The organism is Simiaoa sp., from assembly GCF_051972595.1.
In the GTDB taxonomy this organism is placed as follows: Bacteria; Bacillota; Clostridia; order Lachnospirales; family Lachnospiraceae; genus Acetatifactor; species Acetatifactor hominis.
Genome location: NZ_JBOKRY010000058.1, coordinates 1 through 14,423, shown reverse-complemented (window position 1 = coordinate 14,423; position 14,423 = coordinate 1). Strand labels below are relative to the sequence as shown.

Genomic DNA, 14,423 nt, shown 5'->3' with positions numbered 1-14,423 from the left:
TCAGAAAATTCCCACCGGGAGACCTTACATCGAGGAAGGATGTCCCGTCCGCCGTGGGCGTTCGTCCGGTCTACGGCAACCCTACGTTACGAGCCATGCACTCAATTCATAAATGTGTCGCAAAGGGCGCTCCACATTTATTGGCAGTTCTCTGCAATGAGCCACGCTATTCATAAGATTGTCAGCAAAAAACGCTGCCAATCTTATTTCATATCGCGGCGTTCGCCGCATCACGGCATAAGTAAAGACAGCGATTTGTGCGCAAGCGCCCATCGCTGTCTTCACTATGCCTATGCGCGGCTCATTGCACGCGTAACTCTCAAGTTACTGACATCTTTTCTCAATAATCATTTCCCCTATTGACAAAATAAAGAATCCTTACTATAGTGTTCCTGTAAAGAACTACTAAAGGAGCATCTATGGAAGAAGCGGCAATCATAGAACAACTTACCCTGTTCGGACTGAGCAGGCAGGAGGCTGCGATCTATCTGTGCCTTCTTCAGAATGAAGAACTGACCGGATATGAAGTGGCGAAGCTGACGGGGATCTCCCGGTCGAATGTATATAATGGCCTGGCATCTTTAGTGGAACATGGTGCCGCTTATGTGATCGAAGGCAGTGCTTCTAAATATCTTGCGGTATCGTTAGAAGAGTACTGTGACAACAGACTTCGTTATCTGACGGGAGTGAGAAATGCACTGATCGCCGGCGGACCGAAGAAGTCCCTGCCTAGGGAAGGCTATATTACCATCGAAGGGTACGATCATATCTGTGACAGGCTCCGGCATATGCTGCAGGATGCACAGATGCGGATCTACTTTTCTGCCTGTGGAGAATTCCTCGAAGCATGGAAAACGGAGATTGCAGCGCTGGTGGCTGCCGGGAAAAAGGTAGTACTGATCTCGGAGGATAACAGAGAATTGTTTCCGGAAGATACAGAATTAAAGTCCGGGATCATAGAGTACCTCGTTCCGGAGCATTTCAGAGAGCCGGAGGAAGAGGAACAACGGTCAGATCAGATCCGTCTCATCATAGATTCCGAGTACATTCTCACCGGTACGGTGACCGGGAAGAGTGGTGATGCCTGTCTCTACAGCGGGCAGAAGAACTTTGTCAGAGTATTTAAGGACGCTATGCGTAATGAAATTGCTCTGATCAGGATCACAAATCATTAAATGCCGACAACACTTTTCCCGAGTGGAAGAAGGGAAAAGGTGTTCCAATAAAAGGATAAAAAGAAAGGGATAGAAAATGAGTATCAGAGTCGCAATTTTAGGTTATGGTAATTTAGGAAGAGGAATGGAATGTGCAGTAAAACAGAACGATGACATGGAGCTGGTGGCAGTATTCACCAGAAGAGATCCTTCCACAGTGAAGACATTAACAGATGTGAAAGTATACAACGCAGACCAGTTACTGTCCATGCAGGACAAGATCGATGTCCTGGTGCTGTGTGGAGGTTCCGCCACCGATCTGCCGAAACAGACTGCAGAGTATGCAAAATATTTTAACGTGGTAGACAGCTTTGATACCCATGCGAAGATCCCCGAGCATTTTGCACAGGTAGATGCTGCTGCTAAGGAAGGCGGCAAGGTAGCCATGATCTCCGTAGGCTGGGATCCCGGTATGTTCTCTCTGAACAGACTGTATGCCAACGCAATTTTAAGAGACGGCAGTGATTATACTTTCTGGGGTAAGGGTGTCAGTCAGGGACATTCCGACGCAATCCGCCGTATCCCCGGTGTTAAGGACGCCAAGCAGTATACCATTCCCGTAGAAGCCGCACTGGAAGCTGTCAGAAACTGTGAAAATCCGGTATTGACCACCAGACAGAAGCACACCAGAGAGTGTTTCGTCGTAGCAGAAGTGGGCGCAGACAAGGCACAGATCGAAGAGCAGATCAAGACCATGCCCAACTATTTTGCAGATTATGATACCACCGTACATTTCATCACTGAGGAAGAGTTACAGAGAGACCATGCAGGCATTCCTCACGGAGGCTTTGTATTGCGTACCGGCAAGACCGGCTTAAACGGTGAGCATGATCATGTGATTGAGTACAGCTTGAAGCTGGATTCCAACCCGGAGTTCACTTCCTGCGTACTGACTGCTTATGCAAGAGCAGCTTACCGCATGAATCAGGAAGGCCAGAAGGGCTGCAAGACTGTATTTGATGTGGCACCCGCATATTTAAGCACTTTGACTCCGGAAGAGATGAGAAGTACTTTATTGTAATAAATATAGATTTAGAGGAGATACTTATGGAAAAAAAGGCATTTGTTACCAAAGATATGATCGAAAAGATTGCAGAAAAATATCCTACACCGTTTCATATCTATGATGAAAAGGGAATCCGTGAGAATGCAAAAGCACTGAAAGAAGCATTTGCATGGAATAAGGGGTACAAGGAGTTTTTTGCAGTGAAGGCGACTCCCAACCCGTTTCTGATCAATATTTTGAGAGAATATGGCTGCGGATGTGACTGTTCCTCTCTGACAGAGCTGATGCTTAGCAATGCCATGGGTGTAAAAGGAGAGGACATTATGTTCTCCTCTAACGATACTCCGGCCCATGAATTTGAATATGCGGCAAAAATCGGTGCTACCATCAATCTGGACGACATCACGCATATCGATTTTTTGGAGAAGACCATCGGTTATCTGCCCAAGACCTTAAGCTGCCGTTACAATCCCGGCGGATATTTTTCCATCAGTAATAACATCATGGACAATCCGGGAGATGCCAAGTACGGCTTTACCACGGAGCAGATGTTCGAGGGATATAAGATCCTGAAGGCAAAGGGCGTGGAGAATTTCGGTATTCATTCCTTCCTTGCCAGCAATACGGTAACAAATGACTATTATCCCACGCTGGCGAGAGAACTGTTCGAGCTTGCTGTCAAGCTGAAGGAAGAGACCGGCGCGCATATCACCTTCATCAATCTGTCCGGTGGTATCGGTATTCCTTACCGTCCGGATCAGGAGCCTAACGATATCCGGGCCATCGGCGAAGGCGTGCGTAAGGTATACGAGGAGGTTCTGGTACCTGCCGGTATGGGTGATGTTGCAATTTACACAGAGCTTGGCAGATACATGATGGCGCCTTACGGACATCTGGTAACCCAGGTGATTCATGAGAAGCATACCCACAAGGAATACATCGGTGTGGATGCCTGTGCCGTGAACCTGATGCGTCCTGCCATGTATGGAGCATACCATCATATTACCGTGCTGGGCAAGGAGAATGAGCCCTGCGACCATAAGTACGATGTGACAGGTTCCCTGTGCGAGAACAATGATAAGTTTGCCATCGACCGGATGCTGCCGAAGATCGACATCGGAGATTATATCGCTATCCACGACACCGGTGCACACGGTTTTGCCATGGGTTACAATTACAACGGTAAGTTGAAATCCGCAGAGCTTCTGCTGAAAGAGGACGGCAGTGTGGAACTGATCCGTCGTGCTGAGACACCGAAGGATTACTTTGCAACCTTTGACTGCTTCGACATATATAACAAGATTGACTTTGACGCATAACACTTAACCATAGGAAGGACGATAGCCCGGAATGCGAATGGACGTTGCGATTTCGGGAGTGCAGAGCATGGAGAAGTCGAATATGCATAGTATATATAGGAGGATACAAAGCAATGAAATATCCGAAAAATATACAGCAGGGAGGGACCATCGGATTCGTGGCCCCTTCTTTTGGCTGTCAGATAGAACCTTATTACAGTGCATTTGGTAATGCACAGAAAAAGTTCCGTGAACTGGGATATCAATTACAGCCTGGTCCCAACTGTTATGCGGGAGAAGGCATCGGCATCAGCAATACGCCCGAAAAATGCGGACAGGAGCTGACGGACTATTATTGCAGTCCGGATAATGACTGCCTGATCTCCTGCGGTGGCGGCGAACTGATGTGTGAGACCATGAGTCATGTGGATTTTGACCGTCTGCGGGCAGCAGATCCGAAGTGGTACCTGGGCTATTCCGACAATACCAACATGACCTACCTGCTGGCAACCATCTGCGATACCGCGTCCGTCTACGGTCCCTGCGCGGCGGCTTTCGGCATGGAGCCCTGGCATGCATCCTTAAAAGACACTTTCGGAATACTTACCGGAGAGACCAAAGAGGTGCACGGGTATGATAAATGGGAAAAAGAATCCCTGAAAAACGAAGAACAGCCTTTATTACCATATAACACCACAGAGCCCAGAGTGCTGAAAAATTATCTTGGAAGACAGGCAGCAGGAGAGGATCAGAAGATCTGCTTTTCCGGCAGATTATTAGGTGGCTGCATGGACTGTCTGGTGAATCTGTTGGGAACCCGGTTTGACAGGACGAAGGATTTTCTGGAAAAATATAAAGAGGACGGAATCATCTGGTTCTTAGAATCCTGTGATCTGAATGTTTTCGCTATCCGCAGAGCCATGTGGCAGATGGAGGAAGCAGGGTGGTTTCAGTATGTTAAAGGCTTCCTGATCGGCAGGCCCTTGTGTTTTGGACAGGAGATGATGGGACTGGATCAGTATCAGGCAATCCTCGCTGTGGCGGGAGAGAAGAATGTACCTGTGATCATGGACGTGGATCTTGGACATCTGGCACCGATGATGCCCATCGTCACCGGAAGCCTTGCGGAAGTAAGGGTATGTGACAATGATATTACCATTCGTTATGACTACCGGTAAAAACGTATAAATTTTCATAAATGGTATAGAAATAAAAAGGCTCATCCCGGGAGGAAGAGCCTTTTTGCGGTTGCGCGCCAGGGGCACGCTCTATTCGTTGAAAACGATATTAGCAGCCGAAATTGAAGTAGCCGCAGAATGCATTCAACCACTGAGAACAGTTAATGAATCTGAAACACATACTTTCTTCCTCCTTTTCCTGTTGCATGGTGTCCGGTTACGTCTGTGTTAGCTAAGCACAAATGGATTGTAACAATTTTGTAACAATTTATCCATAGGAGATGATTGGCAAAAAAATGGAAAAAGCAGGAAATAAGATTCGAGTATAAAAAGGAAAAAAGAAAGCGCAGAATCATATTGATTCTGCGCTGACTGCCGGCAATGGGACTTGAACCCATACGGTGTTGCCACCAACAGATTTTGAGTCTGCCTCGTCTGCCATTCCGACACGCCGGCATTCAAACACTCACAACAGAGATTATCTTATCATAGATTAAATGGGTTGACAAGACTTTTTTTCCGGAATATGTATACTATTTTTCTAGTCTTTTTCCACAAGATGTTGTATAGTAGAAGTGTATGAGTATACGGGGACGCAACTTGTAGAAGGGTCCTTTGGGATATGGTGGAAGCATGAATTGCAAAGAATTTGAAAAAAATATTCCTGATTTTATTTCCGGGAAACTGGATTTTTTAACCCTGCAGGAATTCGGGGAGCATATGGAAAAATGTCCCGGATGTAAGGAAGAACTGGTGATTCAGTTTTTGGTAACGGAAGGTATGCAGCGTCTGGAAGACGGAGATGCCTTTGACTTACAGAAGGAACTGGAAGTGCGTCTTTTGGAGGCAAAGCGCAAGATGAAATTCCATATGGCTTTTATGAAGACGGGAGCCGTGTTGGAGGTACTGACAGTGATCTTCCTGATGGGATTTTTAGGCTGGATCATTTCTTAAATAAAACAGGATAGGATAGAGAGATTATGAGTCAGAAACTGGTATTGATCGACGGACACAGCATATTGAACAGGGCCTTTTACGGAGTGCCGGATTTAAGTAATGCAGAAGGATTGCATACGAACGCTGTCTATGGCTTTTTAAATATTATGTTTAAGATCTTGGAGGAGGAAAAACCGGAGTACCTGGCGGTTGCTTTTGACGTCCATGCACCGACTTTCCGCCATCAGATGTACGAAGCCTACAAGGGGACGAGAAAGCCTATGCCCGAGGAACTGCGGGAGCAGGTGCCCGTCATGAAGGAAGTACTGAAGGCAATGCACATCACCATCATGGAGCAGGCGGGACTGGAAGCAGATGATATCTTAGGAACACTGGCGAAGAAAGCGGAGCAGGCAGGCATGGAAGTATCCTTAGTCTCCGGAGACAGAGACCTGCTGCAGATCGCCACGGATCATATCAAGATCCGTATTCCGAAGACGAAGCAGGGCAGAACGGAGATAGAGGATTATTATGCAACGGATGTAAAAGCCGCTTATCGGGTGACACCGTTACAGTTTATCGAACTGAAAGCGTTGATGGGAGATACTGCCGACAATATTCCCGGCGTGCCGAAGGTGGGAGAGAAGACTGCCCAGGCGCTGATGGTGGAGTACGGCTCCTTAGACAATATTTATGCTCATGTGGAAGAGATCCCGAAAAAAAGTATCAGAGAATCCCTGATCGAGCATAAGGATCTGGCGGAGCTAAGTAAGACCCTGGCAACCATCAGGACGGACTGTGAATTACAGCTGGATTATGAACAGGCGAAAGCGGAAGGCTTTTATACCCCGGAAGCCTACACCCTGTGTAAACGACTGGAATTCAAAAATCTGCTGGGAAGATTTGAAAAAGAGGCCGCTGCCAACGACAGCAAGATTGCAGAAAGTTTCCGGCAGATCGAAGACAAAGCGGAATTTTTAAAATATCTGAAAAAAGTAAAAAAACAGGAAGAGATCGGTCTGTGGCTGATCACGGAGCCTGCGGATGCGAATACGAAGAAGGAAGAACTCTTAGGAGTGGCACTGTCGGTGTCTGATGAGGAGACCGTATTTTACGCTCTGACCCATGAAAAGGAACCGGAAGGACAGTTGAGCCTGTTTGTGGAAACTGTGGAGCCGGTGGATGATACCGCGGAGATTACAGCTGCTTTACAGGAGCTTTCTGCAGGGGACAACATACAGATCGCTACCTTTGATGTGAAGAGACAGTATGACTATTTAGACCGCAGCGGCACGAAGCAGTATTTTGATGTGCTGATCGCAGCATACCTGTTAAATCCTCTGAAAAATGATTATGATCTGGAAGCTATTGCTTCCGAGCATTTGGGCATTCTGATCCCCGGAAGAGCAGAAATATTCGGCAAGAGAGATTTCCGGACGCTTGCTTTAGAGGAGCCAGGGAAAGCCATGGAATATGCCTGCTACGGAGCCTATATCTCCCGTAAGAGCAAAAAGGTTCTGGAGGACAAGCTGGAGGCAGCAGGCATGAAGCGTCTCATGGAAGAGATGGAGATGCCCCTTTCTCTGGTGCTGTACGACATGCAAAAAGAGGGTGTCGCAGTGAAGAGAGAGGAACTGAAAGCGTACGGTGATGCACTGGTAGCAAGGATCGAGGAACTGGAGGAGTCCATTCATGCGCAGGCGGGAACGGAATTTAACATCAATTCCCCCAAGCAGTTAGGAGAGGTATTGTTTGAGACTCTGCAGATCCCCGGTGGCAAAAAGACAAAGACCGGCTATTCCACGGCGGCGGATGTACTGGAGAAGCTGTCGGCGGATTACCCCATCGTCCGGGATATTCTGGAGTACAGAGGCCTGACCAAATTAAAATCCACCTATGCGGACGGACTGGCTGCTTTCATCGAAGAGGACGACAGGATCCATACGAATTTCAACCAGACCATCACCGCTACGGGGCGTATCAGTTCTACGGAGCCGAACTTACAGAACATTCCCATGCGTATGGAACTGGGCAGACAGATCCGCAAGGTATTTGTACCGAGGCAAGGCTACGAATTCATGGATGCGGATTATTCCCAGATCGAGCTTCGCGTGCTGGCACATATGTCCGGTGATGAACAGCTGATCGATGCATACAGACAGGAAGAGGATATTCATAGGATCACGGCATCCAAGGTATTCCATACTCCTTTTGAGGAGGTCACGGATCTGCAACGCCGCAATGCCAAGGCAGTCAATTTTGGCATTGTCTACGGCATCAGCTCCTTTGGATTGAGTCAGGATTTAAGCATCAGCAAAAAGGAAGCGGCGCAGTATATCGAACAGTATTTTGCCACTTATCCGAAGGTGAAGGAATTCATTGACAAACTGGTGGCGGATGCAAAGGAGAAGGGCTATACGGAGACCATGTTCGGCAGAAGACGCCCGATTCCCGAGCTTTCTTCCTCGAATTTCATGCAGCGGTCCTTTGGGGAACGTGTGGCAATGAATGCCCCCATTCAGGGAACGGCGGCGGACATTATCAAGATCGCCATGATCAAAGTATGGAAAGCATTGAAAGACGAAGGCTTAAAATCCCGTCTGATCCTGCAGGTGCACGATGAACTGTTGATCGAGACTGCGCAGGATGAGGAAGCAAGAGTACGCAAGATCCTTACGGAAAATATGAAGTCTGCGGCAGATCTGGCAGTGACACTGGAGATTGATCTGCACACAGGAAGCAACTGGTATGAGGCGAAATAAATGCGTTTTATAGGAATCACCGGCGGCGTAGGTGCCGGGAAAACAGAAATCTTAAAATACATCGGACAACATTATAAATGTGAGATCTATCTGGCAGATGAGATCGGTCATAAGGTCAAGGAACCGGGAACCGAGGGGTACCGTGCACTGGTGGCACTTTTAGGAGAGGAAATCCTCGCAGCGGACGGACAGATCGATAAGCCCGCAATGGCGGCGAAAATTTTCGCAGATCCCGCATTATTGGAACAGGTCAATGCCATCATTCACCCGGCAGTGAAAAAATATCTGGCAGACCGGCTGGAGGAAGCGAAGACCCGGGGCGATGTGGAACTGTTTTTCGTGGAAGCGGCGCTTTTGATCGAGAGTGGGTATGAGAAGATTGTGGATGAAATGTGGTATGTCTATGCCAGAGAGGATGTCCGCAGAAGGAGACTTTCTAAGAGTCGTGGCTATACCCAGGAGAAGATCGAGAGGATCATAACATCACAGCTTTCGGAGGAAGAATTCCGCAAGCACAGCAATTTTGTCATTGATAACAGTGACAGTCTGGAAGCTAGCTACAGACAGATCAGACAGAAACTGGAGGCGTATACATGGAGGGAGTAAAAGAAAAACAGGGACAGCTGGTATTCGGACTGGATATTGGTACGCGAAGCATCGTAGGTACGGTAGGATACTTAAATGGCGGGAAATTCCATGTGCTGGCGCAGCGCTCCAGAGAGCATGAGACCAGAGCCATGTTGGACGGACAGATCCATGACATCGGTAAGGTGGGAGAGACCATTTCAAGGGTGAAGGAACAGCTGGAAGAGGATCTGGGCAGAGAACTTACAGAAGTGTGTATCGCAGCTGCAGGTCGTGTGCTGCGCACTGTTACCACCTATGTAGAGCACAGCTTTGAGAGCGACCGGGAGATCACGCAGGAGGATGTGTATTCCCTGTGTACCATGGGTGTGGAAAAAGCATACGAGGAATTCCAAAACAGCAACACCGATACGGATATGAAGTTCTATTGCGTCGGTTATACTGCCATGCGTTATTATATGAACGGTTATCAGATGGGAAATCTGGAAGGACACAAGGCGAAAACCATAGCGGTGGATCTGATCGCTACCTTTTTGCCGGATGATGTGGTGGACGGTCTGTATAAGGCTGTGGAACTGGCGGGTCTGCATGTGGCGAATCTGACATTGGAGCCTATTGCGGCGATCCAGGTGGCAATTCCGGAAAAATTCCGTATGTTAAACATGGCACTGGTGGATGTGGGTGCGGGCACCAGCGATATTTCCATTACCAAAGAGGGAACGATCACGGCTTACGGCATGATCCCTGTAGCCGGTGACAGCCTGACGGATATTCTGGTGCAGCACTGTCTCGTGGAATTCGAGATGGCAGAGCAGATCAAGAGAAAATGCCGGACCCAGGAGACTATCGAATACGAAGACATCATGGGCCTGCCCCAGACGATCAAAGCGGACGAAGTGCTGGAACTGTTGGATTCCGAGATTGAACGGATGACGCAGCTGGTATCCGATACGATCAAGGAACTAAACGGTGACAAGCCGGTCAGTGCGGTGTTTGTCGTAGGCGGTGGCGGTATGGTACCCGGCTATACGGAGAAGCTGGCAGAGAAACTGGGTATTGTGAAAGAGCGTGTGGCGATCCGTGGACAGGAAGTCATGCAGTCCATCGTATTTGAACTGGAAAATGCCAGAAAAGATGCCATGATGGTGACCCCCATCGGTATCTGTTTAAGCTATTATGTGCAGAGCAATAATTTTATCTTCGTGGAATTCAACGGAGAGCGGGTAAAGCTCTATGATAACGGAAAATTATCTGTGACGGATGCTGCCATGCAGATGCAGTTCCCCAACGATCAGCTGTTCCCCAGAAAAGGAGAAGCCCTGCTGTTTACGATCAATGGCAAAACACGGATGGTGCGGGGTGAGCAGGGAGAGGCAGCAGTCATCCGGGTCAACGGGAACGAAGCGGACATGTATACCCGGGTACATAACGGAGACCGTATCGTGGTCACTCCTTCCACCGAAGGAGAACCGGCGGTACTGGAGATTGGAAAGCTTCCGGAACTGGGCGATGCCCTGCAGGTCTATGTGAACGGCAGGCAGATCAGCCTGCCCAAGACAGCAGAGGTCAACGGACACAGAGAGAATGAATTTTACCGGATCAGATCAAACGACGATATACGGATTCAGAATTCCTATACGGTAAAAGAGATCGCGGAATTTCTGGATGTACCTCTGGGTGAGGATATTAAAGTCAACGACACAGCGGCACGACCGGATACCAGAGTCTATGAGCATTTCACCGTAAGCTGGAATATGGAGAAGGCGCTTGCACAAGGTACTTATGCGGATCTGCCGGATGCGGACATGGAAGAGAATGCTCATAGAGAAGGGTCTGTGATGCAGAAGGCAGAGATTGTGGCAGGAGAAGCGGGAAAGAAGCAGGAAACAGAGAATGCGCGTGAAGGAGTATCCCTGATACAGAAGGCAGAGACTGTGGCAGGAGAAGCAGGAAAGGATCAGGAAACACAGACTGCGGCAGCAGATAGAACAGATGATGTGACGACACAGCTTCCGCATCCCCTGACGGTAATCGTAAACCATACCTCCATCACCATGCAGGGGAAGGCTTCCTACGTATTTGTGGACGTATTTGACTATATTGATTTTGACCTGGGAACTTCCGCATCCGCAGGCAGATCCATCGTGACGAACTTAAACGGTCGACCGGCACAGTACATGGAACCTCTGTCAGAGGGAGATGTGATCGAGATCTACTGGAAAAATATGAGATAAAAGATGTTAAGATAAAAGACGAAAGATAAAAGATGCAAGACAAAAGATATTAAGATTAAAGATATGTGCTAAGAAATAACAGCTATAAAATAGAAAAGAGATTAAGAAGTTATGAGATTATGTAGTATTGCCAGCGGCAGCAGCGGCAACTGTATTTATGTAGGATCGGAAGCCACGCATCTGCTGGTGGATGTGGGAATCAGTGGGAAAAAGGCGGAAGCAGGACTGAACAGTCTGGGACTGACCGGCCGAGATTTAGACGGTATCCTGGTGACCCACGAACATATGGATCATGTGGCTGGTTTAGGGGTCATGGCAAGAAAATACGATGTGCCCATCTATGCGACTCCCGGGACTTTGAAAGAAATTCAGAAGATGGGAAATCTTGGGAAGATCGATCCGGAACTGTTCCATGAGGTGAAGGAAGCTGTGAAACTGACCATCAAGGATCTGACCGTGAATCCCATGAAGATCTCCCACGATGCGGCACAGCCTGTGGGGTATCGCATTGCATATGGGAATAAAAAAGTCGGAATCTGTACGGATCTGGGTGTGTATAACGATTACACCGTGGAGTGCCTGAAGGGAATGGATGCGCTGCTCATAGAAGCCAATCACGATGTGAAGATGCTGCAGGTAGGTCCTTATCCTTATTATTTAAAACAGAGAATCTTAGGGGAGAGAGGGCACCTGTCCAATGAGAATTCCGGAAAGCTCCTTTGTCGTATTTTACATGATAAGTTACAGGCTATTGTGTTAGGGCATTTGAGCAAGGAAAACAATCTTCCTGAGCTGGCCTATGAGGCGGTCCGTATGGAGATCACCATGGGAGAGAATCCTTACCGGGCGGAGGACTTCCGGATGATGGTGGCGGACAGAAGTAATGTATCACCGGTCATCAATATTGCTTAACTACGTTTCAGCCCGCACCATTCGCAAAGTCGCGTTAGCATGCTTTTACGTCGCTTCGTGATTAACTTTGCTCATAGATTGGCGCTTAGTGCATGAACGTATTCGTTCACAAAATCGTGAAAGTTTGATTTGTGCGTCCGATATGCCCATAGGCGGAACTTAAGGTTGCAAAATGTAACAAAGTGTAGTTTAATAGATAGAAATATAGATAGAAATAATAGCATGAAATCATGCGGAAAATGAGGGCGATTATGAAAAAAACAATTATTACGGTAGTTGGTAAGGACACAGTAGGCATTATCGCAAAGGTATGTACCTATCTTGCGGAGAACGGCATCAATATCCTGGATATTTCCCAGACCATCGTGCAGGGATATTTCAATATGATGATGATCGTTGACACCAATCAGATGCAGAAGACTTTTGGTGACATGGCAGATGAACTGGCTGCTCTCGGAGAAGAGATCGGCGTAGTGATCAAATGTCAGAAGGAAGAGATTTTTGATAAGATGCATCGTATCTGATGCCCCACGATAAATAATAAAGACCCGAAGGGCAGAAGGAGCCGTAATGATCAATTTATATGAAGTAACAGAGACCAACAAAATGATCGAGGAAGAAAACCTGGATGTGCGTACTATCACACTGGGAATCAGTCTGTTAGACTGTATCGATTCCGATCTGAATAGATTAAACGAGAAAATTTACAATAAAATTTACGAAGCATCCAAGGATCTGGTGAAGACCGGAGAGGAGATCTCCAGAGAATTTGGTATTCCTATTGTAAATAAGAGAATTTCCGTAACACCCATCGCGCTGATCGGCGGCGCCGCATGCCACACCATTGAGGATTTTGCAAGTATTGCAAAGACCCTGGATAAAGTAGCACATGAAGTGGGTGTGAATTTCCTTGGCGGATATTCTGCACTGGTAAGCAAGGGAATGACTCCGGCAGACGAACTGTTGATCCGTTCCATTCCTCTGGCTCTGTCCACCACAGAGCGTGTGTGCAGCTCCGTGAACCTGGGCTCTACCAAGACCGGCATCAATATGGATGCGGTCAAACTCATGGGTGAGATGGTGAAGGAGACCGCCGAGTACACCAAGGAAGATGATTCCCTGGGCTGTGCAAAGCTGGTTGTATTCTGTAACGCACCGGATGACAATCCTTTCATGGCAGGTGCATTCCACGGTGTGACCGAAGCGGACAAGATCATCAATGTCGGTGTCAGCGGACCCGGTGTTGTCAAGACTGCATTAGAGAAGGTACGCGGAGAAAATTTTGAAGTTCTCTGTGAGACCATTAAAAAGACCGCTTTCAAGGTAACCCGTGTGGGACAGCTGGTAGCACAGGAAGCATCCCGGATGTTAAATGTCCCTTTTGGAATCGTGGATCTGTCTCTGGCACCTACCCCGGCTATCGGCGACAGCGTAGCGGATATTCTCTGTGAGATCGGTCTGGAGCATGCAGGAGCACCCGGAACCACCGCAGCACTTGCTCTGTTGAATGATCAGGTGAAAAAGGGAGGTGTTATGGCATCCTCTTATGTCGGCGGATTAAGCGGAGCGTTCATTCCCGTCAGCGAAGATCAGGGAATGATCGATGCTGTCAATGCGGGAGCCCTCACCATTGAAAAGCTGGAAGCCATGACCTGTGTCTGCTCCGTAGGACTGGACATGATCGCTATCCCCGGAGACACCAAGGCAACCACCATCTCCGGTATCATTGCGGATGAGATGGCCATCGGTATGGTGAACCAGAAGACAACCGCCGTGAGAATCATCCCCGTCATCGGAAAAGGAGTGGGAGAGACCGTAGAATTCGGAGGCCTGCTGGGCTATGCACCGATCATGCCCGTGAATACCTTCTCCTGTGATGCTTTCGTCAATCGTGGCGGACGCATCCCTGCCCCCATCCATAGCTTTAAAAACTAAATTGAGTGACCAGGGGCAATATGGCTCATTCTGGAAAAGGCAACTTTTTATAGCCTGAAAAATAAAAGAAATAGAGATAGATTCCTTAGTTAGATTTTTTCTAACTAAGGAATTTTTTTGTCCTAAAACCCTTGAAAATACGGGATTCTTCCAAAGAAAGAGAGCGTGACTCCAGGACTCATAAAAGGGAAAATTGAAAGAAAATGATTGACCTATTCAGGATAGTTTTCTTTGCCCTTTAGAGGATGAGTCAGTGAGCCTTGCCACAGAAAGTTACTGAAGAAATGCTATCGAATTCCCGTAGTTCACATTGGGGCTACTGGTTTCCTTTAAAACAGCCTTAAACTAATGAAAATGGTGGAA

At 47.8% G+C, this 14,423-nt stretch carries 11 protein-coding genes and 1 tRNA gene; 11 read left to right on the top strand and 1 reads right to left on the bottom strand.

Translation table 11 applies throughout. The annotated features are described in order from the left end of the window. The first annotated feature begins 419 nt into the window (after positions 1–419). From ACTRDR_RS14030 to ACTRDR_RS14015, 4 genes are all read left to right on the top strand, one after another. Complete coding sequence (locus tag ACTRDR_RS14030) at positions 420–1,175, top strand: TrmB family transcriptional regulator (protein ID WP_440528211.1); 756 nt, start codon at positions 420–422, stop codon at positions 1,173–1,175. Positions 1,176–1,251: 76 nt separating this feature from the next. Next, entirely contained in the window at positions 1,252–2,235 is a 984-nt protein-coding gene (locus ACTRDR_RS14025) for a diaminopimelate dehydrogenase (RefSeq protein WP_176864269.1), read from the top strand. 26 nt (positions 2,236–2,261) lie between these two features. Next, positions 2,262–3,539, top strand: coding sequence for a diaminopimelate decarboxylase (locus ACTRDR_RS14020; protein ID WP_176864267.1), 1,278 nt, complete (start codon positions 2,262–2,264; stop codon positions 3,537–3,539). A gap of 113 nt (positions 3,540–3,652) precedes the next feature. Next, the gene (locus ACTRDR_RS14015; protein ID WP_176864265.1) at positions 3,653–4,696 is read left to right on the top strand and encodes an LD-carboxypeptidase; all 1,044 of its coding nucleotides are present in this window, start codon (positions 3,653–3,655) and stop codon (positions 4,694–4,696) included. A 373-nt stretch (positions 4,697–5,069) separates the two neighbouring features. On the opposite strand, the gene ACTRDR_RS14010 is transcribed toward ACTRDR_RS14015, so the two are convergent. Beyond that, positions 5,070–5,152 (bottom strand) — tRNA-Leu (locus ACTRDR_RS14010). Between the two features lie 159 nt (positions 5,153–5,311). On the opposite strand from ACTRDR_RS14010, the gene ACTRDR_RS14005 reads away from it, so the two are divergent. The 7 genes from ACTRDR_RS14005 (at position 5,312) to ACTRDR_RS13975 (ending at position 14,060) form a co-directional block, all read left to right on the top strand. Next, a complete protein-coding gene (locus ACTRDR_RS14005; RefSeq protein WP_440528210.1) occupies positions 5,312–5,650 on the top strand; it encodes a zf-HC2 domain-containing protein in 339 nt (112 codons plus the stop codon). A gap of 26 nt (positions 5,651–5,676) precedes the next feature. Beyond that, a complete protein-coding gene (polA, locus tag ACTRDR_RS14000; RefSeq protein ID WP_440528209.1) occupies positions 5,677–8,394 on the top strand; it encodes a DNA polymerase I in 2,718 nt (905 codons plus the stop codon). Next, positions 8,395–9,000: a dephospho-CoA kinase gene (gene coaE / locus ACTRDR_RS13995; protein WP_440528207.1), complete on the top strand. Its 606-nt coding sequence runs from the start codon at positions 8,395–8,397 to the stop codon at positions 8,998–9,000. Then, positions 8,988–11,213, top strand: coding sequence for a cell division protein FtsA (locus tag ACTRDR_RS13990; protein ID WP_440528205.1), 2,226 nt, complete (start codon positions 8,988–8,990; stop codon positions 11,211–11,213). The genes coaE and ACTRDR_RS13990 overlap by 13 nt, the downstream gene beginning before the upstream one ends. A gap of 111 nt (positions 11,214–11,324) precedes the next feature. Continuing rightward, complete coding sequence (locus ACTRDR_RS13985; RefSeq protein ID WP_440528203.1) at positions 11,325–12,125, top strand: MBL fold metallo-hydrolase; 801 nt, start codon at positions 11,325–11,327, stop codon at positions 12,123–12,125. Positions 12,126–12,376: 251 nt separating this feature from the next. Beyond that, a complete protein-coding gene (locus ACTRDR_RS13980) occupies positions 12,377–12,649 on the top strand; it encodes an ACT domain-containing protein (RefSeq protein ID WP_176864253.1) in 273 nt (90 codons plus the stop codon). A gap of 46 nt (positions 12,650–12,695) precedes the next feature. Continuing rightward, on the top strand, positions 12,696–14,060 hold the full coding sequence (locus ACTRDR_RS13975) for a PFL family protein (protein WP_440528200.1): 1,365 nt from the start codon (positions 12,696–12,698) through the stop codon (positions 14,058–14,060). The last annotated feature ends 363 nt before the right edge of the window (positions 14,061–14,423 follow it).

What these genes read in the sequence shown, in the direction of transcription:
- ACTRDR_RS14030 (WP_440528211.1), top strand. Translation starts at nt 420, where the DNA reads ATGGAAGAAGCGGCAATCATAGAACAACTTACCCTGTTCGGACTGAGC.
- ACTRDR_RS14025 (WP_176864269.1), top strand. Translation starts at nt 1,252, where the DNA reads ATGAGTATCAGAGTCGCAATTTTAGGTTATGGTAATTTAGGAAGAGGA.
- ACTRDR_RS14020 (WP_176864267.1), top strand. Translation starts at nt 2,262, where the DNA reads ATGGAAAAAAAGGCATTTGTTACCAAAGATATGATCGAAAAGATTGCA.
- ACTRDR_RS14015 (WP_176864265.1), top strand. Translation starts at nt 3,653, where the DNA reads ATGAAATATCCGAAAAATATACAGCAGGGAGGGACCATCGGATTCGTG.
- polA (WP_440528209.1), top strand. Translation starts at nt 5,677, where the DNA reads ATGAGTCAGAAACTGGTATTGATCGACGGACACAGCATATTGAACAGG.
- coaE (WP_440528207.1), top strand. Translation starts at nt 8,395, where the DNA reads ATGCGTTTTATAGGAATCACCGGCGGCGTAGGTGCCGGGAAAACAGAA.
- ACTRDR_RS13990 (WP_440528205.1), top strand. Translation starts at nt 8,988, where the DNA reads ATGGAGGGAGTAAAAGAAAAACAGGGACAGCTGGTATTCGGACTGGAT.
- ACTRDR_RS13985 (WP_440528203.1), top strand. Translation starts at nt 11,325, where the DNA reads ATGAGATTATGTAGTATTGCCAGCGGCAGCAGCGGCAACTGTATTTAT.
- ACTRDR_RS13980 (WP_176864253.1), top strand. Translation starts at nt 12,377, where the DNA reads ATGAAAAAAACAATTATTACGGTAGTTGGTAAGGACACAGTAGGCATT.
- ACTRDR_RS13975 (WP_440528200.1), top strand. Translation starts at nt 12,696, where the DNA reads ATGATCAATTTATATGAAGTAACAGAGACCAACAAAATGATCGAGGAA.